The organism is Parapedobacter soli (assembly GCF_025460835.1).
Classification (GTDB): Bacteria; Bacteroidota; Bacteroidia; order Sphingobacteriales; family Sphingobacteriaceae; genus Parapedobacter; species Parapedobacter soli.
Genome location: NZ_JAMXAY010000067.1, coordinates 1 through 21,868, shown reverse-complemented (window position 1 = coordinate 21,868; position 21,868 = coordinate 1). Strand labels below are relative to the sequence as shown.

Annotated in this window: 12 protein-coding genes; 4 read left to right on the top strand and 8 right to left on the bottom strand. The window is 50.5% G+C overall.

The window, feature by feature from the left end; genetic code table 11:
- The coding region (locus tag NGM62_RS19410; protein ID WP_262249971.1) for a DUF11 domain-containing protein at window positions 1-4,170 on the bottom strand (4,170 nt) is incomplete at its 3' end.
- Between the two features lie 479 nt (window positions 4,171-4,649).
- On the opposite strand from NGM62_RS19410, the gene NGM62_RS19405 reads away from it, so the two are divergent.
- The 3 genes from NGM62_RS19405 (at window position 4,650) to NGM62_RS19395 (ending at window position 7,686) form a co-directional block, all read left to right on the top strand.
- Window positions 4,650-4,916: a hypothetical protein gene (locus NGM62_RS19405; RefSeq protein WP_262249970.1), complete on the top strand. Its 267-nt coding sequence runs from the start codon at window positions 4,650-4,652 to the stop codon at window positions 4,914-4,916.
- A 71-nt stretch (window positions 4,917-4,987) separates the two neighbouring features.
- Entirely contained in the window at window positions 4,988-6,925 is a 1,938-nt protein-coding gene (locus NGM62_RS19400; protein ID WP_262249969.1) for a sensor histidine kinase, read from the top strand.
- 98 nt (window positions 6,926-7,023) lie between these two features.
- Entirely contained in the window at window positions 7,024-7,686 is a 663-nt protein-coding gene (locus NGM62_RS19395; RefSeq protein WP_262249968.1) for a response regulator transcription factor, read from the top strand.
- Here the strand turns inward: NGM62_RS19395 and NGM62_RS19390 are convergent.
- Both NGM62_RS19390 and NGM62_RS19385 read right to left on the bottom strand, forming a co-directional pair.
- Window positions 7,659-7,901 carry a hypothetical protein gene (locus NGM62_RS19390; RefSeq protein WP_262249967.1) on the bottom strand — a complete coding sequence of 81 codons (243 nt, stop codon included), beginning with the start codon at window positions 7,899-7,901 and terminating at the stop codon, window positions 7,659-7,661. The two genes, NGM62_RS19395 and NGM62_RS19390, sit on opposite strands and share 28 nt — an antisense overlap.
- A gap of 11 nt (window positions 7,902-7,912) precedes the next feature.
- Window positions 7,913-9,394 (bottom strand): OmpA family protein, encoded by a 1,482-nt coding sequence (locus tag NGM62_RS19385; protein WP_262249966.1) that lies wholly within the window; start codon window positions 9,392-9,394, stop codon window positions 7,913-7,915.
- On the opposite strand from NGM62_RS19385, the gene NGM62_RS19380 reads away from it, so the two are divergent.
- Window positions 9,387-9,569: a hypothetical protein gene (locus tag NGM62_RS19380; protein ID WP_262249965.1), complete on the top strand. Its 183-nt coding sequence runs from the start codon at window positions 9,387-9,389 to the stop codon at window positions 9,567-9,569. The genes NGM62_RS19385 and NGM62_RS19380 overlap by 8 nt on opposite strands.
- Before the next feature lie 458 nt (window positions 9,570-10,027).
- On the opposite strand, the gene NGM62_RS19375 is transcribed toward NGM62_RS19380, so the two are convergent.
- The 5 genes from NGM62_RS19375 to NGM62_RS19355 all read right to left on the bottom strand — a co-directional run.
- The gene (locus tag NGM62_RS19375) at window positions 10,028-11,041 is read right to left on the bottom strand and encodes a PorP/SprF family type IX secretion system membrane protein (RefSeq protein ID WP_262249964.1); all 1,014 of its coding nucleotides are present in this window, start codon (window positions 11,039-11,041) and stop codon (window positions 10,028-10,030) included.
- A 278-nt stretch (window positions 11,042-11,319) separates the two neighbouring features.
- On the bottom strand, window positions 11,320-12,876 hold the full coding sequence (locus NGM62_RS19370; RefSeq protein WP_262249963.1) for a T9SS type B sorting domain-containing protein: 1,557 nt from the start codon (window positions 12,874-12,876) through the stop codon (window positions 11,320-11,322).
- Window positions 12,877-12,955: 79 nt separating this feature from the next.
- The gene (locus tag NGM62_RS19365) at window positions 12,956-19,228 is read right to left on the bottom strand and encodes a DUF11 domain-containing protein (protein ID WP_262249962.1); all 6,273 of its coding nucleotides are present in this window, start codon (window positions 19,226-19,228) and stop codon (window positions 12,956-12,958) included.
- Between the two features lie 255 nt (window positions 19,229-19,483).
- The gene (locus NGM62_RS19360; RefSeq protein WP_262249961.1) at window positions 19,484-21,328 is read right to left on the bottom strand and encodes a hypothetical protein; all 1,845 of its coding nucleotides are present in this window, start codon (window positions 21,326-21,328) and stop codon (window positions 19,484-19,486) included.
- A 41-nt stretch (window positions 21,329-21,369) separates the two neighbouring features.
- On the bottom strand, window positions 21,370-21,868 hold a 499-nt coding region (locus tag NGM62_RS19355), incomplete at its 5' end, for a hypothetical protein (protein ID WP_262249960.1).

The window sequence follows — 21,868 nt, the reverse complement described above, 5'->3', positions numbered from 1 at the left end:
GCCCGTGTTGGTCACCGTGAACGTATACTCGATGGTGTTGCCGTCAGCGGACAGCACACCGGTCTTGACCAGTGAAAGTGATGGGTCCGCAGGGATTTCCACTTCCGTAGGCGTCCCAGGTGGGCTTGCCGGGTTAGCAGGGTCAGGCGTAGACTCAACGGGATCAACGGGATCACCGTCAGGATTATCGCCCTCAACTGTAGCAAGATTCTCAACCACGCCCAAATCAAACTCGTTCTGGTCAGGCGTATAAACTGCCGTACCCGTGGCAATGCCACCGGGAGCAAGCGCAGTTAAGTCAAGCACAATAGGGCTGGCGATCTTAGGGTCGCTAACGACAATATTATCAACGGGTACGCTACCCGTGTTCTCTACCACAAACGTGTACGTAATCGTTCCGTTACTAGCATCGAGTACTCCTGTCTTTGCCAAACGCAGCTCAGGTATCAGATAACTTACCACGACATCGTCGGACACGACACAGCTTGCATTGGTCGCAGTCCAGCGGAGCGTCACGGTGGTGTTGGCTGGCAAGGTAACCGTCGCATTTGGGTTCAGGATATCGCTGATGGCCGAAAGGTCCAATCCGGCCGGCGACGCAGACACGATCGACCATTCGCCATCCCCCACGCTGTTCGTGGCGCCGAGCTGGAATAACGGATTCGTGTATTGGGTCATATCCGTGCCAGCATTAACGACAGGCACTTCCGTGATTGTAATCTCACCTGTGGCGATGACAGGTCCACAGCTTCCCGATGCCGGAATCGTGTAGGTAACGGTATAGGCTCCTGGGGTGCTGGCACCGAGGTCAATTTCGCCCGTAGCCGTATTAATCACTAATCCGGCCGTGCTGCTGTACGTTCCAGTGGCATAAGCTCCGGTTCCATTAATTAGGACGGGCGCTGTACCCTCATCGGCGCAATATGTGCCATACTCGATCGTAACCGTAGGGGGAATAGATACGGTAATCGTTGCTTGACTAGAATAGACGGCGTCACAGGCCCCGCTTTTCACACGTGCACGGAATGTGGTCGCTTGTGCCAACGCATCTGGCTGGTATGTGGACAGTCCTTCAGAGCCGGCTATATCGGTCCACGAGTTTCCTCCGTCAATGCTGGCTTCCCAAGACTCCACGAAGCCCACATGCTCGGACAGCGTCAAAGGTGCCGGTACATCATTCAGGCAAACGTCGCTACCACCGGCGATGCTGCCACCTACCGAAGCTGGGCTTTGCATAATAATAGCGTTGCCACTGATGGTACCGGCACAGGGGGTGCCTGTGGCCGTAACGGATTTTAGGCGGAACACCCCATCGTGAGCGGGATTAATGGTATAGGTGTTTTGGTTGGTCACAACCGTGTGTTCTAAGCCTTCTCCGTCTACGTAGACGAACGTTCTATTGCCGGATCCGGTCAGCGTAACCGTTATCGGCGGCATCGGCGAACCCGCACAATATTCCCCACCGCCTGACATCACTGCCGTAGGCAAAACCGTGTTGTTTTCCAGCGTAAGTTCCGCATAATCGCTACAATCACCATTGGTAACTACCCAGCGGACCACAACAGCCTGGCCAACAGGCACATTGGCAACCATCGTGTTGGGCTGTGTCGGGGTGGCGAGCTGGGCACCGTGCGAATCGCCCACAAATGTCCATCTACCCTCACCGACACCCGGCACATTACCTGCTATATAAAACGTACCGTCGTTACATGCTGCACCCAAGTTGGTGACTTGTGCCGTTACGCCCGTTACCGGTGCATACACTGTCGCTTCGGACGAACCTCCGCCCGTTACGGTCGCCAGATTGGACCAACTTGCTTGTGTCGCACCAGCGGCGATCCGTACTGGTATTTTGATATCGTCAGCATCCGAATTCGCACCCAGTGCCGCTCGAGTAAACGTATAGAGCGAACCGGAAGCGCTTACCGACCAGCCCGGCGCTGTAATCATTCCATTGAGCTCGAGACCCGCTGGAAGTATATCCTCGACGATGATATTGTTGACGGCCACTGCTTCTTCGTTTCTGACCGATATCGTGAATACGCTTCCATTTACCGGATCCAAGCAAGTATTGTCTACTGTTTTGACAATAGAAACGGTTGGAGCCTCTATAATAACGTCTTCATCGGGCTGGTTTAGATCATAGTTGGTTCCGCCCACCGACTCACCGTTGGACATATAGGATGTATTCGCCCCAGGCAACGCGTGCGATACCGGGGATACCGCTCGTTCCGGATCTGAAATATCCCGGCCGGGGTCGAAAAAGGTAACCTGCGCCGGGTTATGGTACGTGCCTGGCACAGTAGAACTCGGCACATTTACCCGCATTCTAATAATCGCCGTAACCCCTCCCGGGATATTGAACGGGCCAAACTGTGGCGCTTCCGGCGTACCGGAATTAGTAATATTCGTGACCGTGCCCGGTGCCGTGGAGTATATTATCGTAGCGGAAGTAGCTAAAAACCCGGCAGGCAACTGGTCATGGACCATTACATTTTTTGCTCCTCCACCGGCGATGCTTTCTATTTCGATATCATAAGTGATCGCCGACCCGGCAGGGATAGGCGTTGTTGGGTTGATTCTAGATTTTCGGATTTCTAGCATCGGGTAGCATGTCGCGCTGTTCCCCTGCAGGTAAGGAGGTAATTGATCTGGTGTGAAACTGGCCGCTTGCCCCACCCCGCCGGCAGACGAGCCATGCTCATCGCCAGCGCCGTCGTTGATTCTGCCATTAAGGCCGGCGATGACCGAAGTAGTAATATTTGCCGAAGGCGCATGGTAGTACACCACGCCACCGCCGCCACCACCACCCGGGCCGTGAGGTGTTGCAGTGAATGCGTGTCCTCCATTTCCTCCCCGGGCTTGAACGTTAAGACTTGCTCCCGGACTGGGGCTGGCTACATTCAGGAAAACCGTGCCGCCCGCGCCACCGCCACCGGCACCATCGGCGGAAGACCCTTCGCGGCCAGCCTCACCACGTCCGCCATTGGCGAGAATCGCACCCATACCAGCCAATCGATTGGCCGTGATGATGACAATCCCACCGCCAACGCCTCCCTTAACCCCGGATAGCGCGTTATTGGCGTCACCGGCACCACCACCGCCCCCCATAAACAGGCGGCCGTATTCGTGGGGCATGGCCGCTCCCCCCCGGCCTCCGGTAAGCTGATTGTTACCCGAACCACTATCCCATCCGTAGCCACCTGACCCACCGGCACCTCCGTTGCCACCGCCACCACCACCGGCGTTATGCACATTCCCTCCACCGCCCGCATTTCCGGGCGCCCCGCGACCATAATCGCCATTGGGGTACCCTTGCCAGCCTTCGGGATACGCTACTTCGTTGTACCCGTCCCACATGAATGTTGGTGTACCCGCCACCCCTTCCCCTTTCGTGGAGGCGAGGACTGTGTTTTCTGTTCTATAAAGTGATTGGTTCGCGTTTCCAATTGTTCTTGTATTCAGGTAGCCACCTCGGAAGCCGGTCATACTGGCATCGATGAGGTAACCGTTGAAATCCAGCGTTCCCGCAACGTCAAAAGCGATAATGCCTCCTGCCCGTCCGTTCCACGGCGTGGTCTTGATGTCCTGAACCATGGTTAGATTCGAGAATTGCATCAGCCGAACAACTTGGAAACGCTTCTGCCCGGAGGTTGCTGTCGCGGATGCATTTTCATACGAATAGATTAACCCACCCCCTGGACCACCTCCTCTAAACTCAAGCACACCCCCCGTCAATGGGACATCATTCAACGCTACGACATATTCATACCGACCTACGTCGCCTATATCTGTGTATCCACTTCCTTGCCCGGCGGCACTGCCCGATCCATATGACGCATTATCCGAACTATTTATTTCGGCACCCTGCATTTGAATAATCAAGAGCAAACTACCCTTTTCAATCTGGTTAGTCCCGAAATTGTATGTTGTAGCACCCACCAAAAATGGGTCCGGAACCGGATCCAACTGCACTTGTGTAGCGCCCTCCGCAATGATAATATCATCATGACTCCCCGGAAAAAAAGTGTTAATCGGAGAAGGATAGTTGTATGGCCCGTCAGCCCCCGGCGTAGCACATATTGGCATATTTTGCCCGTTCGAAACAAACGGCGTACTGAGCAGTAGGCAAAAAAAACTGTATGCTATTTTACGTAAAAACATTTCCATGCGATTGGTATTGAATACGCGTTAAGATTAAGTCTGACGATAGAAAGATAAATAACACAGGAATCACCACCCCGTGACACTCAGCAATGCTTTCAGCCTAGATTACCTGGGCTATAAATAAGCATTGAAAAAACCCAAAATTGACCGATTTCCTAAGTGGTAAGCGTAAAAATCCTCCTATATGCACTGGTATTTATATTAACCAAACATTACTAAATATTCTGATTATCAACTAGGAAACCATTCAATTTCAGCAGACGCGCAAAGATAATCGCTTCCCTTCTCGTTCCATTCGACACCCTTACACAATAACATAATCATGCTATCTAATATCGATCGAATAACATATTTGTGCTACTCACGACGAACAATCGTTTTTTCATCCCATTCCACTAAATGTAGCTGGTTGTGAACGGAAAAACGAGCTTTTCGTGTACACAGCTACACTTTCCATGAACGTGAATTGCTGATCCACAGACATGGACTATCGATTCACGGACACGGATGCCTCATCCATGGACGTGGATGGGCCATCCACAGACGCGTATTTAATTTCCATGGACATGGATACGAAATCCATGGACGCGGATGGCCCATCCATGGACGTGGAAACCGAATCCACGCCTGTGGACAACGTATCTACGAACGTGGATACGAAATCCATGGACGTGGATGGCCCATCCATGGACGCAGAAATCGAATCCACGATCGCGGACAGCGCATCTGTGCACGTGGATTTAGGCTAGATTTGAAAGAAATGTATAATTTTACCACGGTATCCCCTTGCGTAAATGTGTTGTCCATAATAATAAAGCGTATGCAACGAAAAACCCGGATGTGCTTACTTATCGGTATGCTTACCGTTACCGCCCCAACCTTGGTGTCGGTGGCCGATGAACACCCCACCATCCAGCAATTGGATGGACAATGGAAACAAGGCGATTTGGATAGCCGCGGATACGCTAACGCGGTGAACGACTGGATCAATCGCCAATTCGCCGCAGGTGTCCATTTCCATCGGGATACGCTCATCCAACGGCTTGCCACGTTCCGCGAGTTTGCTTGGAGTGCAGATTCGTTGAGCAGTAGTCGCATTAACTACTACATTAACCTGAGCAACAACGCGAACTATGGAAACCGCGAAGGCGAAGGAATTTATTTCCTGGAAAAAGCCGAACAGGAGATTTTGGCCGCGCATGGCGAAAAACCACTGTTGGTGGCCGGCCGGAAATGCAATATGTACATCGACAAACGCAATTACAAGAACGTTATCGCTACGTTTGAACAGGAACGTAAATATATCGAGCGGTTCCCGGAACTGCTGCGTTCCAAAGCCATTAATTTGAATATTGCGGCTAGTTTTATCAATGTACTGAACCCAACGGTCCAAGCGTATGCCAAGCTCGGAGACGCGGCGGGCGTCGACGGAACCATCGCCCTTGCCGAAGCCATTTATAGCGAATTGGAAAAACAGATGAAGGGGTCATCCAACACGGCCTTCACGGTTAATTTTTACATGAAAAACCTCAACTATCATAAGTATTTCACAACGGAACACCACCAACAGCAATCGTGGGAGGCGCTAAACGCGATGCAGACCGCGCTTTATGCCGATACGACCAGGCCTGCCGGGTTGGTCCAGCAATTGGCACCCGTATTGGAGACCAAATTGATCGACTATTTCCTTACCTACAAACAAAACGACAGTGCAGCCTTCTATATTGCCAAACTGAAAGCGAGCCCTGGGGTATTCACCGACCACGACTTTACATTGAACCGGTTTGAAGCGGAACTGTTGGCTAACCAGGGGAAGTATCAACAAGCATTTGAACGGGCCGCGGATGCCGTGCAGGATATCGATTCCATCCAGTCCATACTCGTCAACGATATCGACGAATTGCTCTACGCGCATACCGAAGCGGAATATAACCGGCAGGCATTGGAAGAAGCTGAACAGGAAAAGCGTCGGCGCACGACGTGGTTGATTGCCGTGTCTATTTTTACCGTCGCAGCTATCGCTGTCGTTTACTTGATGATACGTCGTCGCGAAAAAAAGACGCAAGCGCAAATTGAAACGCTGAATACCGCTGCCAACATCCAAATAGCTGCCATGGAAGAGATCAAGGCGCAGGCGGTCCGCGATGAACAGAAACGCCTGGCACGCGACCTCCACGATGGGCTGTCGGCCACCTTGGCGGCAGCCAAATTCCAACTGGAGTTGTTGATAGCCGACAGTGAGCCGGAAGTTGCCGGGAAGCTCAGCGATATCCAACATCAAATTGGGCACGCCTATACCATCGCCCGCGGCAAAAGCCATCAATGGTATGACCAAGCTACTGAATCGGGAGAGTCTGATTTCAAACATCGGATTCAACACCTGCTCGACAGTGCGCTCGCCGATCGCCATTACACCAAGGAGGTGCACGTAGATGATGCTACGCTATCCCGTTTACCCATAACCGTCCGAATTGATTTACTCCGCATTATACAAGAGGCCATCACGAACACGATCAAGCACACGAATGCGCGACATGTTGCGGTCCTGTTATACCGCGAGGACCCAGCGCTGGTGTTGTCAATTTCTGACGATGGTAAAGGCGCCAAATCAATAAAATCATCCACAACGGGTATCGGTATCCAATCGATGAAAGACCGTGCGGAGCAATACGGTGGTTTTCTTACCGTTGATTCCAATTCGCGAGGCACGCAAATTACCGCTTCTATTCCGCTCGGTGAACTAATCCCCGCATCGTAAGCGCAATGGTAGCGGGCGTCGCAATAAAATAATATTTTTTTGCTAAGTTTGGTACTTTCAACTAATCATGAGCTTTGCTATCATCAAAAAATAACCCCTTGCTCCGTACCGCGATACCCTTACACTCGTTAGAAAGCCCTATTGCGGTTATCTACGATGATCATTTACTGTTTGCCGAAGCGTTTTCTTCGGTTCTTGAGCGGCTTAATCTTTTCAAATCGGCAAATATTTTTGCAGGTGACGAACGGGCTTACCTGGAATTTTTGGTTAAGCACTTCGATGAGCCGTTCTATTTATTCCTCGATTATTACTTGCCGCAAAAGAATGCGCTGACCCTGATCAACGAGACGCGGCGGATTAACAAGAAAGCCAAGGTCATCATCGTCAGTAGCGTATCCACGCCAGCTATTGTCAATCACATTTCAACCTATAAACCCGACGGATTTCTCAGCAAAGCCTGCGGCGTCGACGTCGTTATCCAATGCCTACAAGCCATCGCACAAGACAAATCCTATGTGGGCCCGTTGATTCAAGAAGTGATGGATACGACGTTGCTGTCGGCGGATGAAATCCCATTCACTGCCCGTGAGCTCGAAATGCTTCACCATTTCGCACAAGGGCTGTCGGTAATCGAACCGGCAAACAAATCCCACCTCAGCAGACATACGGTTGTGGCCCACCGGCGCAAGATGATGACAAAGGCTCAAGTAAACTCAATTACCGAGTTGCTGGCCTACGCAAGAGAGAAAGAGCTGATTTGATCATTATCGCCTTGCTGGTTGTTGGCCAAATAGCGTTTAACTTCCGCTACTCCGATATGATCCAGTAATTCGGTAATACCGTAGTATTGGATCGCAACTACAATGTCTGCCTGCCGCAATGGATTGCCCAAGGCATCATCGAACTCGTTTGCGACCGGATTTTTTCTTTTCTTTTTGCCCTTTTTCTGGGCCTTCGTCCGTATAACGCTCTTCATATCACGTTAATTTAGTATAACAATACGGTTACTTCCGTCCTGCGGTTGGCTTGGTGTTCTTCACGGCTACATGGCACACCATTGGCACAGCGGTTTACCAACTTGGTCTCGCCGTACCCTTTGGCTACCATGCGGTCGCGCGCAATACCGCGGCTCACCAGGTAATCAACGGCCGACTGTGCCCTACGCTGCGACAATGCTTCGTTATACGCGTGGCTGCCACGGCTGTCCGTATGGCTCGACAGCTCGATCCTGAGCGTCGGGTTGTCGCGCATTGTGCGCACCAGCTCGTCCAGTATCTCCGCCGCATCCGGACGGATGTTGTGCTTGTCAAAGTCGTAGTAGATGTTCTCCAGCTCGAAGGTGTCTCCCGGCTTGAACACCGGCTCCAGCAGCAGGGCTACTTCCAACGTGTCAGACTTGGTGATGCCTTCCGTGCTCACCTTCGCAGAGTCCGCATGGTAGCCTTCCTTCTGCCCCAGCACCGTGTAGCGCTGTCCAGGCGAAAGCTCGAAAATAAAGTTGCCCGAACCGTCGCTCGCCTTCCGTGCGATAAGCTCGCGGCGGCCGTCGTAAAGGGATACCGAGGCTTCTGCCAAGCGCTCGCCCGTATGCTTGTCAGACGTCGTACCTTTCAGGATGATGATGATCTTCGGACGCTCCCAGCCGAACGAGTAGATGTCGTCGCCACCAACGCCGCCGCGGCGGTTGGACGAAAGGTATCCTTTCTTGCCCCCCTCGCCCAGCTCCGAAACCACGAACGCGAAGTCGTCGCCGCTCGAGTTGACCGGGTGCCGCAGGTTGGCCGGGGTGCTCCACGTACCACGGCTGCCTTCCGAACGGAAGATATCCAGTCCGCCCATACCCGCAAAGCCGTCGCTCGAGTAGTACAGCGTACCGTCCGGTGCGATGCTCGGGAACAGCTCGTCTCCCGCACTGTTGATGGTGCCTCCCGCATTGGTAGGCGTGCCCCAGCTACCGTCATCCTGCAGCTCGCTGTACCAGATGTCCGTGCCTCCATGCCCACCGGGCATGTCGCTGGAGAAGTAAAGGATCTGGCCGTCCGGCGAAAGCGCGGCATGGCCCACCGAGTATTCACTCGGGTTGTTATGCGCAAAGGCTTCCGTGGTCCACGTGCCGTCGCCCTGCTCGCGGTGGATGTACAGCTCCAGGGTATGCGTGCGGAACCGCTTGCGGTCCTCGCGCGTGCGCAGTGTTTCTTCTTTCTCCGCATACGTGCGGGTCACGTAGAGTATCTCCCCGTCGGCGCTGGCCGCAACCGGGCCGATGTGGTAGGTGCCGTCATTGACCGCCCCCGGCATGAGCCCGGGGTTAGTCAGTCCGCCCGTACCCGGGCTGGACGTGTACACCCGCAGGTAGCTTTCGCCTGTCCATCCGTAGGTACCCGCACCTACTTCGGCACCGGGCTCCCCCGCGTAGTAGACCGTACTCCCCGAAGGGAAGGCTGAAAACTCCGAGCGCTCCGTGTTCACCCCGCGCTCGTTGTGCAGCGTGTGCGTGGTCGGGTCGGCAAGCCAAACCCGGGCAGAGTCAGCCCCGGCGATGGCCACGGCAACCGAGGCCTCATCGCCCGTAAGCCCGGCGTACGACTCGTACTGGGCCTTGGCCTCGGCATACTTGCCCTGCGCCTTCAGCACCTCGGCATAGCCCAGGCGGTGCTCAGGACGGCTGTCGCCGTGCGAGACAACGCGGGCGTACCACGTCTCCGAACGCTCGTAGTCCTTCATCAGCCAGTAGCCCTCGGCAAGACGCTCCAGGTCGCCAATGCGCGGGTTGCGCGTATCCGCCAGACGCTGGTAAAGCTCTACCGCGTTCGCGTACTCGTATTTCTGGTAAAGCAGGTTGGCCTTCTCCCGGACGCTGAGCTGCTCCTGGCCCAATGCAGGAAAACAGAACGCCACTAAAAATGAAAAGACCAAGTAGCGGGTGTAATGTAATTTCATGTTCGTTATTTTTGCTTATTCGCTATTTCGTTGATGTCTTGATGCGGGAATTTGTTGATTCGTTATTGGGCGCAAGATTTTGCGCCCCTACCGTCTCAAACCTCAATACTCAATACCTGCCTGCGGCAGGCAGGCGCTATACTCAATACTCAATACTCAATACTAAAAAAACCTCGGACTCAGTACCCGTCCATGGCGGCGGCCGAAGGTAATCCCCAGCGTCACTTCGTGTGAACCGTTCTGCACGCTAGCCAGACGGCTAACGATGTGGTCGTACGAGTAACCCAGGCGAAGCTCCGGCGTCAGGTAAACCTGCGCAATGGCCGAAAACGAGTTCTTGCGGCTCAGCTTGTTGCCCGAAATGCGGTTGTACTCGCGCTCGAACACCGAAACCCCCGTACGCCAGCCGCCACCAAGCCAGAAGCGTTCGCCGAAGATGAACATCGCGTTCAGGTCCAGGCTCGTCGGACCCCTGAAGTCTTCCTTGACCAGCACACTCGGGCGCAGCTTCGTGCCCGGACCCAGGTCGAACATCAGCCCCGCCATCACGTACAGGTGGCGCTGCCGGCGGATGTTGTCCGTCGTGGTGCCGTCCCACCGGAAAATGTTGTTGCTCTGGTCGCCCGACAGCAGGTCCATCACCGATACCCCCGCATACCAGCGCGGAGCGTAGTAGTATACCCCGAAGCGGATATCCGGGATGAAGCTGTTGATCCGGTTGGGCGGAAGCAGGGCGTCGCCCCCATCGATCGGGTCCAGCATCGTGCCGTCCAGGCTGTACTGCGTCACCCCCGCACCCAGGCCGAAGCTCAGACGCCGCGTATCCGCGTCATCCAGACGCAGCCGGAACGCGTAGTTCAGGTAGCCCGAGGTTGCCGACTGCGGACCCAGTTTGTCGGCCGTCAGCTGCAGGCCCACCCCGTGGCGCTTGGCACCGTCCGCGTCCAGCACGCCGTCTACCGACAGCAAGCCCGTCTGCGGCGCTCCGTCCAGGCCCACCCACTGGCTCCGGAGACCCAGCTGACCGAACCACTCCTCCTTGTAACCCGCATAGCCCGGGTTCACGCTCATCGAGTTGAAAATATACTGCGTGAACTGGATGTTCTGCTGGGAGCGGACAGGCTGGGAAAACCCGACCACCAACCCTAATACTGCTAATCCTACTATCTTTTTCATATGTATTGCGTATTCGTTGATTCGCTTATTTGCCTATTCGCTTATTCGCTGATCTGTTGATTTGTCGATTCGATGACTCCGATAGTGGGCGCAAAATCTTGCGCCCCTACCGTCTCATATCTCATCCCGATGCATCGGGACTTCACTATGTTCAGTATCTCACGTCTATTTATGCTTTTGTATCATTAAAGCGTCACAGACGCTGTTCTCATACATCCTCGTTTCAAACGAGGACGATTGTGGACTTCACTCCGTTCAGCGTCTCAAATCTCACGTCTCTACTGCCTCTTAATCAATACCCAACCGGTATAATCCCCGGCCTGCCCTCCGCGATGTGTCCTGATCTGATAATAATAAGTACCCTCATTCAGGTTGCCACCGTTCCAATCGTTCCGGTAGTTGGTATTGCGGTACACCTCATTACCCCAACGGTTAATGACGGTTACCTCAATGCGGTCGAACCCTTCGATGCCTTCAATCTCGAAGACGTCGTTGCGTCCGTCACCGTTCGGCGTGAACACGTTCGGGATGCGGAGCGGACGCGGTGTAACCGTAATGGTCACCTCCGCACGGTCCGTCAGGCCGTTTTCATCCTCAATTTCATACTCGAACGTATCATCGCCCACAAAACCTTCGTTAGGTGTATACGTAATGCTTCCATCCAGATTGACCACGACCGTGCCGTTAGCGGGTTGACGCGTAATGCGCACGCCACTGGAAACAATTGGGCTACTACCCGGCTCATCATTGGCCAGTACCACGATCTGCACTGAGGAGCCCGACTCGACGTTCGCCATGTCGTCATGCGCCGTAGGCCCTATGTCCGCCGCATACGAGAATTTGGTCAGCCAGCTGCCGTCCGTAGCCGTGCCCGTGGCCACCAGGATGTCGGCCCGCGTATGGATTCCCTCGCCCTCAAGCACCGTCACGTCGCCAATCCAGTTGGTACCACCTGCATACTGCACGACCTCTGCCGTCTCATCCACGTAAAGCAAACCGTTGGTCACGGTATTATGCTGAAGCGTATACGTCGCGTTTACGCCTCCATCGGCATAAATATGCCAGATGCGGTCCATTCCCTCTTCGGGGTCGGGGAGCTCGATGCCCGCCGCACCGTAGTCTTGCACGCCCACGTAGAGCGTAGCGTCGCCTTGGGGCGCCAGGGTCGCCGGCGTGTAGTCGCCCTCGGCGATGCCGACGGGGAAGGTAAAGGCCAAGCGGTTGGCATAGGTTTTCACCAAGTGTCCGGCTACGCTATTGCTGGTGACGACCATACGCCGCGGACCGTAGCCGAGCAAGCTGGATTCGGCGCTGAGGAGCATGTCGTGGCCGTTGAGCATGACGTCGCCGCCGTCAACCGCAAACTCGAACAGCCCGCCCAAATGGAGGGCGGCCGCGCGCGATCCGGCCGGGTTGGCCAACCCGTAGCCCGGGTCGGCAATGTCGCCCAGCACCAAGTTGTTCGGGTTGCGCAATTCAACCGCTACGCCGATCGGGTTGCTGTCGTTGCCGTCGATCAAGGTGGGGGCCGAAGCCATATCCTCGTAATAGGGGTTGGTACCCGGATCGTGGATGATGATGCGACCCGTTCCCGTAAATTTAGCGGTGGGTGCGATCCAAATATTCTTGCTCCAAATCTCCAACGTGCCGTGGATTTCCCACTCACTGTTGGGGCCAAAGTAAGAGGACTCCGAAAAACGAAGCTCAACGGTTCCCGGAGCAATCACCACCCGGGAATTGTCTGAGGTGAAACTTCCGGCACCGTCTTGGGCCAGCACGCCAAACGGAAGTGCCATCAGCAACACCATCAGTACAGCTTCTCCTATCCTGTTCATATATTTTTCTTGTTAATACCTGATTAATTAATGCCCACCCATCGGTTCACTTCACCTGATTTTATCTACCGCTTTCGATTTACTGCCTCGCCTGGTTGATAAGAATAGGGTTCGTGATAATTCTTCGCTGGCAATCTTTGAAGAATGTCACCGAATTTAGCGCTCTAAAGCCTACGCCTCTGGCTTCATCCTCACCCAATCGATAGTCTGTTCCATCAGAGAACGCCGCATATCGCCACTCATAAGTATCTCCCGCTCTTAACTTCGTACTTAGAATATTAGCGTTCGGGACCGGGTTTATCCCCGTCTGAATTAGTGGTTTCATCCAGAAACCTGAACGATTAAAATTGATCTCTAAGTCTCCTGCAGCAGTTACTTCAAAAGCTTCTGTTTTCACCGTATAACCTGCCGGAGCTACAGGGTAATTGCCTATCGTCATCGAAAACCTTCCCAACTCATCTATCGCTCCCTCTTCAAGCCTCGTGGTAAACACGTTGTCTGTACGGTTATGTGCCAATGGAGGTCCTTCAGCCTGTTGGTTGTTTGGTGGCAAACCGTCGTACCAACCGTTTATACCATTGGGTCCCACATCAGGTCTAAGCGTCAAAACCGTACCGCCAGCCTCTAACCGATAGTCTAACCACTTGTGATCTTCGCCGAAGTGGCTTCTGAACTCACTAATCGTCACAGGCACCGTAAACTCTGTACCGATACCCGGTACTGGATCCCCGGAGGCCAGGGTATAGACGAGGTCTATCGTACCGCCGTCGGGTCCAAACACATTCGTGGGTAAAGCTGCCGTAGCAGTTGCGCTAAAGGTGTAGGTTGACTCTTCACCTACACAACCATAGATTTCTGTACTAACTGTAGCGCTATTGTTGCTTAGGTCTGTATCATCTTCATATTCGGCTGTTGCTGTGTTCACAATAATATCATTAACAACACCAGTTACCGTACCTGTTACTGTAAAAGTTACCCCGCTGCTTGATGGCATACTTGGTATAACAATACCTGCACCTTGTAAATCGGCAATTGTTGCAGAGGCTGGAGCTGTTGCGCTACCTCCTGATCCTGCACCCAACTCATAAGTAACACCTGTTACTTCGAAATAGTCAACTTCTGGATCTTTCACCACTACATCTGTAGCATCTCCAGGACCGTTATTAGTTACATGGATGGTATAACTTATGGTACCGCCTACTTCTGCTGAAACAGGTCCTATTTTATGAACTTGTATATCCACTGCACAGTTTCTTTCTTTTGCTACCCCGAACATAAAGTTTGCATAATTTTCTGCTGCAGTATAGTCGAAAGAAATAGAACTGTGTGTACCCGGAATCCTTACGATTGCATAACCTTCGTGCCCTGTTATCTGGTATTCTGAATCCCAAGAAACACTCCAACTTCCTGGAGGACTATCCATCCACAATACCTCCATCGGTTGCGCAAACTCTACTGGAACAGCCCCCGCAGGACCTCCAATAGATGAGAATACCAAAATAGGATCTGTTACTGGCGCATCAAAAGTAATGGTATTGCTTGTTACTTCAATATTCCTAATTACAGCATGCCCTAATCTTGGGAAACTAAAAATATCTGAAGGATCTGTTGAAGCAGGGAATACATTGTAACTGTCAAATATCTGAGGTGATGTTAGCACATTGGAACTACTGGTGTAAGTATATCCTATACCACCAATGGTTCCGGTCGCAGTGTTACCTGAAGCAACAACTGGCGAGCTCCATACGAACTCAGGCAAGCATTCTTCTTCCATCACACCATAAGTAATGTATTGTTGTGATGCATCAGCATTGAAGTCGTAGCTGTGAATCCATTTACCTACCTGATGTACACCTTGAATGGTTCTTACGTTAACTGTAAAATCCTCGTCATCGGCAATAATCATTACAACACCGTTAAGTGCGCTGAAATCTGAGCCATAGCTCAAAAGATCCGCTTGGAAGAACAACTCACCAGGCGTGTTGTGTCTTTGTGACAACCAAGTGCGTTTGATGCGTTTGTAATTCTCCCCACCTATAACCATAATTTCTGAATCCGTATCTACAACATCATTATCACCTAATAAGAAATATGTTTGGTCATTGGCAAAGCCCGTACGCGAAGCCTCTAAGTTTGGACTTACGAAATCATCGTTAGTTGCTATTGTAAGGATGGTTCCTGCGTTCACACTATTCGACACTTTTTGTTCAAAAAGACCGATGTCTTCACGAGCCACACCAAAGATGTTATTGTTGAAAGCAGTGTTAGCTGATCCATTCCACACCAAGCTTTCATCAGCACTTAAGTAATGTTCTGTAGCAACTCTACCTAAAGTAATACCATATTTAATTGCTAAATACGAATCTACTCTACGGCGTTCGATATCTGATAAAGTACCTGCACCATAGATGATGGTTTCACCTACATGACCAGTCATACCAGCATCATCGCCTCCTAATGGAGCGGCTCTATTATCACCAAAGATATGTCCTCCTTCAATACTTCCAATTGGTGTTGCGAACGTATCATCAACTCCGTTAGCATCTCCATTAAGACCCTGGCTAACTGTTGTTTGTGTAAATGTTCGGTACATAATACTTGGAATAGTTGTAGAAGGCTGTATTCCTCCAGGGTATCTATCACTATAGACTACCACTTCATTTGTGTTTCTGAATCCCACTCGCCCATCAATTCTGATACCAGGTTGATCCCAGTTACCTCCAGCAGCTCTCGTATTACTATATCCAATATTAAGCAGTCGATTTCCTGAGACACCTTCTTTGGTAAAGGTAAATATGTCATAATCATCGTTGGTCAATGTTCTTACCTCGATGTTTCCGATTCTTTGTGTCAAGTCAGTAAAATTAATTCCTGGATTAAAGTTGAAATAATCAACCGCACCTTGTTTGTATGTCGGCAGACGGTTGTCACCCAATTGTGCAACTGTTGTTCCACCCCACATATCGGTCCATCCGGTAACATCTGTGTCTTCTCCGGTGTTTTCGACATCCATATCTGCACGATACCAATAAGACAAGCCGTTGGTTACACCGCCCGGAGCATTTCCAAATCCGGCAAAGGTAAAGTAGTTGCCCAATGTTACATTTGCGATGTTATAAACAACTCCGTTAATTGTTACTTCATTTGTCATTGGCACGAAATCATCGCTTAGATCGATAACGTCATCTGACGATTGTACCAAGTATAAGTTTCTTACCCCTTTTGGCCACGCTATGGTTACTGTACCTACACTTCCTGTATTTTGGGTTTTCCAAATGGAAGCAAAACGCATATTGGTTTCACCGTTTGTTCCTCCGGTATAAGCCAAAGGAACCCGCAGACCTTGCTCTAAACCATTGTCGCCAATCATCAGGAACTGACCGTCGGTCAAGCTGTTCGAGTTCTCCGCATTGCTTTCGGCCAAAGAGTTACCCGCACCAATGATCAGTTTCTGACTGGGGTTCTGGCTTCTGGACTGCTTCTGGTCCAACGCTGAATTTTCGTCATTGGCTATACCGAATACGTTATTGTGGTAGGCAGTGTTCGTAGTGCCATCCCATACCACGCTATTATCGGAGGAACGATAATCATACACACCCGTCTCAAAGTCGCCACTACGCAAAGTAACGCCGTATTTGATCGCCAAGTAGCTATCTACCCGATTCTTTTCATCTGCCGTAAGGTCATGTGCAAAATATAGGGCTTCACCGATGTTACCATCGTAAGCACCATAATTTGTATCGTGTCCGATACGATACACAGTATTAGAATGGCTGATGTTCAACACATTATCATAACTGACAACAAACCCATTGTAGCGCGTGTCAAACAGTAATCGGCTCGTATTTATTCCTGCGCCGTTTTTCCATGATCCACCTATAATGTTAGGGATAGAGCTATTAATTGCTTCTGTGGTTGGTGTAAAGTTCCCATTATGGAAAAGCAAATATTCCCCACTACTGAGCGTGTGCCATCCAGGGTAGTCCATCGTATTGTCCCAGCCCAAGACACCCGACCCAAAATTGGTAGCGGTAGCCTGTTTGGCAACAAAATACAAGCTTCCCATTTCTTTAACCGAAGAAGTAGGTGCCGTATAGATCATGTGATTTAGATCTGCTCTCGTAAACCGCACTGTGGGGTTGAAGTTGAGCATCACTTCGGGGGTATAGGTTGGTTTTCTCACTTCTGTAGTCTGTGAAAAGTCCATACCTGTTCCGTTGAACTCACCCCAGAATTGTATTTTTTGTCCTTCAGAGGCTAAAGTAGTTCCATTATCCACGTACACTAAAGCGTCCGCCCTATGCCATGCTGCTGCCGCAACGCCACCAGGTGCGGGACAATCTGTATCGGTAACGGTCAACGTTGTTTCGTCGTAGCTGGTACAATCACCGGTTGTGATTGTCCAACGGAGGGTATATGTTCCTGGTCTAAATCCTGATACCTCTGCATTGCGTAGTGTAATATCTGAGAAGGTTGGATCCGGTGCACCTACTGGTTTAGATTCAATTGTCCACTCTCCGTTACTTGCTACACCTGGATCATTACCATTCATCGTAATTGTTGCTCCTAACGGACAGGTTATATTTTGATCACTTCCTGCATTGGCATTGACCTGCGTACTGACGAATACCGAGAAGGTACCTTTGAGGGAAGCATCCGAGCACTCGTATTCTTGATCGAGAAATGCTCCGACACCTCCAGCTCTGGGTCTTGCCTCTATCGTAAACACATATTCCCCCTCCCTGTTCAGGTTACTGATGGTCGTGGAGGTATGGGTCAATGTCCGCTGGTCTGTAGTTTGAAATACCGGAACTGCTGACCCTGGAGGTCTTGAAACCGTTGTAAAGTGATATATTCCATCAAAATTCTGTAAGTAACTGCTGTTCACTACTTGCTGATAAACATCAGGAAGTGGTACGGTAGCTGTTACCGAGCCTGAGCCCGGATAGCAAACTGTTATATCATCTACTCCTACATCTACACGATTACCATCCGATATATGGATAAAGTAATCTTGTGAGGTTCCACAAGATCCAGGCCCGGTTCCGTTACGTGTTTCCACTCCAATTCTATACGTTCCTACACTCCATCCTCCTGCAGGTGGTGTTACCGTTACAGAGCGGTCATGCGTACCGGCTCCGCTTAACGACAGAGTTGGTGCACCACCCGGAGGTGCGATTCCACTATTCTTTATTATAGAGATTACTGTGGCTGGATCCGAAGGATCAATAGTAAAGAAAAACGTGATGGGTGTATTGGTACCTGCCATAGAGGCACAATGCACCTCCCCGCCTGAACCTCCAAAAGAATACACCGCCATTTGTTCTGGTCGGGAAGCTGTCAGGAAACTGACATTTCTCGGTTGAATACCATTATTGGTGTAGGTAAGATTGGGTGTAGTATAACTCTCTCCAAGCGTATTGCTTACTGTAATGGTAAATACATAAGACCCCGGAACATCTGTCCCATCAAAATAAAGGCGTTCGTCACTGATATCCCTGTACGATATATTTCCTCCTGCTGGCTGGCTCACTACATTCAGTGTGACTGTCGTACCGTAGGCAGGATTTCCAGCAACATCGCTTTGCCGTGTAGCAAATATCGGTGAGTTAGCTGTAAAGGGTAAGTAATAATCCCCAGCAGGATTCGTCGGCGATATACACATCGAATATGGTGAACGCAATTCGATTTGTGGATTGGGTATAAAGCGTACAATCAACTCATCTTCGTAGGAGCAATTTGGGTTTTCGATAGAGGTTATTTTCGCTATCACCCGATAAGCCGGGTCCACATCGTGGTTTGCTTTTTTGATTAAGCTGAACGTTGTTGTCGGTGAGGTAAGCGTGCTAAATTGTGCGTTTGCTGAATTCGTCTGACTAAAACGTACGTTGTTGTAGATATTGATAGCACTCCACTGTATGGTGTAACCGGGCGGCACCACCGCATTGAGTTCCACCTCCCCTACTGAGGCAGGTGTTGTCGTAATGTCTGCTCCGGCGGTAAATGTGGAAACATCGCCGGGTGCTGTAACCGTTACTTGAGAAGTTACTGTTCCCGAGGTACAGTTTTGTGAAATTTGGAACGTATAATCGCCAGGATGGGTCAGCCCTGTGACATCGGGCGTATAGGAGTTTATATCGCTAATCTCCGGATCCGGAGCCCCTGCTGGTTTAGATACTATTGTCCATGTAGGCGAGCCCGACGTATTTCCGCTATAAGCACCCGCCAATGTGTGCGTCGTGCCACAGATCGTGACATCACCGCCCGCGTTTATGCTACACGTTTGCGCTATCGCCGTACCTCCAGCGAAGGTAAGCACGAATAGCATTAACAATGTCTTTAACTGTCTCATCTTTTGTCCTCTCTAATAAAACCGCTTTCTACCTTAGTCGTCGTATAATGGCTGTTCAATAATAGCGTTGTCACCAAACAATTCTTCGATACATTGACTCGACACTGGATATCGTCACTTAGCGTTGTGTTGTATAGGTGCCACCACAGGCTAAGTTGTCGGCATTCAAAAAATTCAAGTTACATTTGAGCCTTACATTTGCGTTGTGCTTCACCCCGTCTATAAGGCTCAAATGCCACCTTTACAATATATCAATTAATCTTCTTTAACAGCAAATACAATATTCATAAACGATCCAACGGTAATATCTGATCCGTCTATTACTTTGTAAGTCATTACTCCGCTTGCGTCCACGTCTACACTTTCAAACACATTGGTATCGTACCATGTTACATAATAATGCAACTCTGAGGCTGGCAATACTGGTAATGCTGGCGCACCGGGGCTGGTCTCGGCAACACCTGTTAACCCAAACTGCTCTGCATAACGAGTATGCAACTGAATTGTTCCCTGACGAGTGGCATCATTAAATGCATCTCCTGTTACTTTTCCGGCCCCTGCAGCATTTAATTGTTCTTCACTTGTCGGCACGATGATAGACGGCATATAGAAGAACTTAGGCATGGCTGCTTTGAGTGCTTTCACGTTGTTATCCGCATCTACCGCCAACAAATGTTGGGTAATACCTGTACCTGTTGCTCCATTTACCGTAGCTTGCACTTTTGTTTTGTCTAAGCCTGATATGATTAAATCACTGTCTGTGGCATCGATTTCAAAGTCGAATTCATCTAAGGTGATTAATGTGTTTTTCTTTAAGTCACCTCCTAACTGGATGTTGTCCAATGTTTTGGTTAGACCGTTGTCGGCAGTTACGTTTGATGCTATATCGGTTACGGCTACGGTTTTTAACACTCCGTCCGCATCTGCAACGACTATTTTGTCGGTAGTTGCATCTCCTGTATAATCAACGCTATTGATATTGCGTATCCTTAAGCCCCCTTGTCCAAGCACATCAGTTCCGCCTAAGTCTAATAATTCAGTAGGCTTAGCTGCAGCTTCAGTACCTACAACGCCAATAGCGGTATGTGCGTTTTTCAAAACAGTGATGGCGTTATTTCCAATGCTGAGACCATTTCCTAACTGAAAGAGCGCATCAGTATTTACCCAAGTTGTAGCATCTCCAGTCTTTATGGCGTTATGCCTCCCAAACGCTACTTCGGATAAAGAATGAGGCTCTATTTGTGCTCCTACTGCAAACGAGTGTTCTCCATAAGCCATAGCTTGAGAAAACGCGGTGGAGAATTGGCCATATGCTTGCGCATAGTTTCCTAATGATAGTGAGAAATCACCTATTGCTTGACCACTACTACCGAATGCCATAGCATAAGTTCCCATAGCATAGGAAGCACCTATCGAGACAGAGTTCAGACCCGTTGCTTCTGCCCCATTTCCAATTGCCACCGAATTTTCGCCACTGGCTTCTGACTCTCTACCCATCGCCACGGAATTTTCACCGCTGGCTATATTTTGTGATCCGGTAGCGAAAGACTCCGCTCCACTTGCTACGTTATCTGAACCGAAAGCTGCTGAGTTAAATCCGACATCGCCGTTATAATTTATACCACCTCGCACAGCGCCTGCCACGTCTAAAGCAACATCAGGCATTGACGTCATTTTCTGCACAGCTACGTTCCCAATCTGATAAATATTTTGGAAGTTTTCCGTTGCTTCGGTGTTGGTGGCTTGGTCAAACCAAGGCTCTGTTTTCAGATCTGTTGCAATCGCCAAACGCACCCACTTGGTACCATCGTTGTAATAGTAGCCCGGTGTAACGGCCGTCGCTCCTGTGCCGGATGTAGCTGTATTGTACACGGTCATACCTGCTACGTGTTCGGTAAGTGGATCAAAATCATCTGTTGCCCTCAGTGCCAAGCGTGGAATTAACAAGCCCTTATTGGTACTTTGCACATCCAGAACGGCATTGCGATTAATCATTGTCGGATTATCTCCAACTTTTTGTTGCGTGACTTGTGCGGACACCGTGGTTGCTACAAACAGCGCAGCGACCAACATTCCAACATTTTTTATGGTTGTATTCATTATTTCTAATTTTGACGTTAAACCCAAATTACTATCCACGCTTAGTTGATTTTATACCAATTTGTACCATCACTCTGGATACGTATCGTCCCTTGTATATTGAATTGGGTGAAGGTAATGCCATTGGCCATCGTCACGTTTGCGCTGAGTGTGATGATATTTCCAGTAGTATCCATATTGCGTAGTTCGATAATACGATTTTCACTGTCTGCTGCCGCAGGAAGCGTAATTGTGGAACCACCTGCTGGCGTATTGATCAGCACAGTCCCTTCGTCGTCTTCTACAACATGTGTAGCGGTTACAGTCACCACTTTATTCGCAAGTGCGTAATATGCACCGCCGTCATCACCTACGGTGATTCGGTTTCCATCATCGCCGCTGACGACATTGGCTGTGGTTGCCGGACCGCTCTCCGGGGTATAGGTAATGATGCCGGTATCGTCATCCTGCAACATTGATGTCAGGGTCTCGTTCGCCTGCACGATCTCCTCGATAGTAGCCCACTCCAGATCACCGTCCTCGTTCGTGATCAGCATCGAG

Excerpts from the sequence above, each read along its gene's own strand:
- NGM62_RS19360 (WP_262249961.1), bottom strand. The coding sequence starts at position 21,328 with ATGAATACAACCATAAAAAATGTTGGAATGTTGGTCGCTGCGCTGTTT.
- NGM62_RS19400 (WP_262249969.1), top strand. The coding sequence starts at position 4,988 with ATGCAACGAAAAACCCGGATGTGCTTACTTATCGGTATGCTTACCGTT.
- NGM62_RS19375 (WP_262249964.1), bottom strand. The coding sequence starts at position 11,041 with ATGAAAAAGATAGTAGGATTAGCAGTATTAGGGTTGGTGGTCGGGTTT.
- NGM62_RS19390 (WP_262249967.1), bottom strand. The coding sequence starts at position 7,901 with ATGAAGAGCGTTATACGGACGAAGGCCCAGAAAAAGGGCAAAAAGAAA.
- NGM62_RS19365 (WP_262249962.1), bottom strand. The coding sequence starts at position 19,228 with ATGAGACAGTTAAAGACATTGTTAATGCTATTCGTGCTTACCTTCGCT.
- NGM62_RS19370 (WP_262249963.1), bottom strand. The coding sequence starts at position 12,876 with ATGAACAGGATAGGAGAAGCTGTACTGATGGTGTTGCTGATGGCACTT.
- NGM62_RS19405 (WP_262249970.1), top strand. The coding sequence starts at position 4,650 with ATGGACTATCGATTCACGGACACGGATGCCTCATCCATGGACGTGGAT.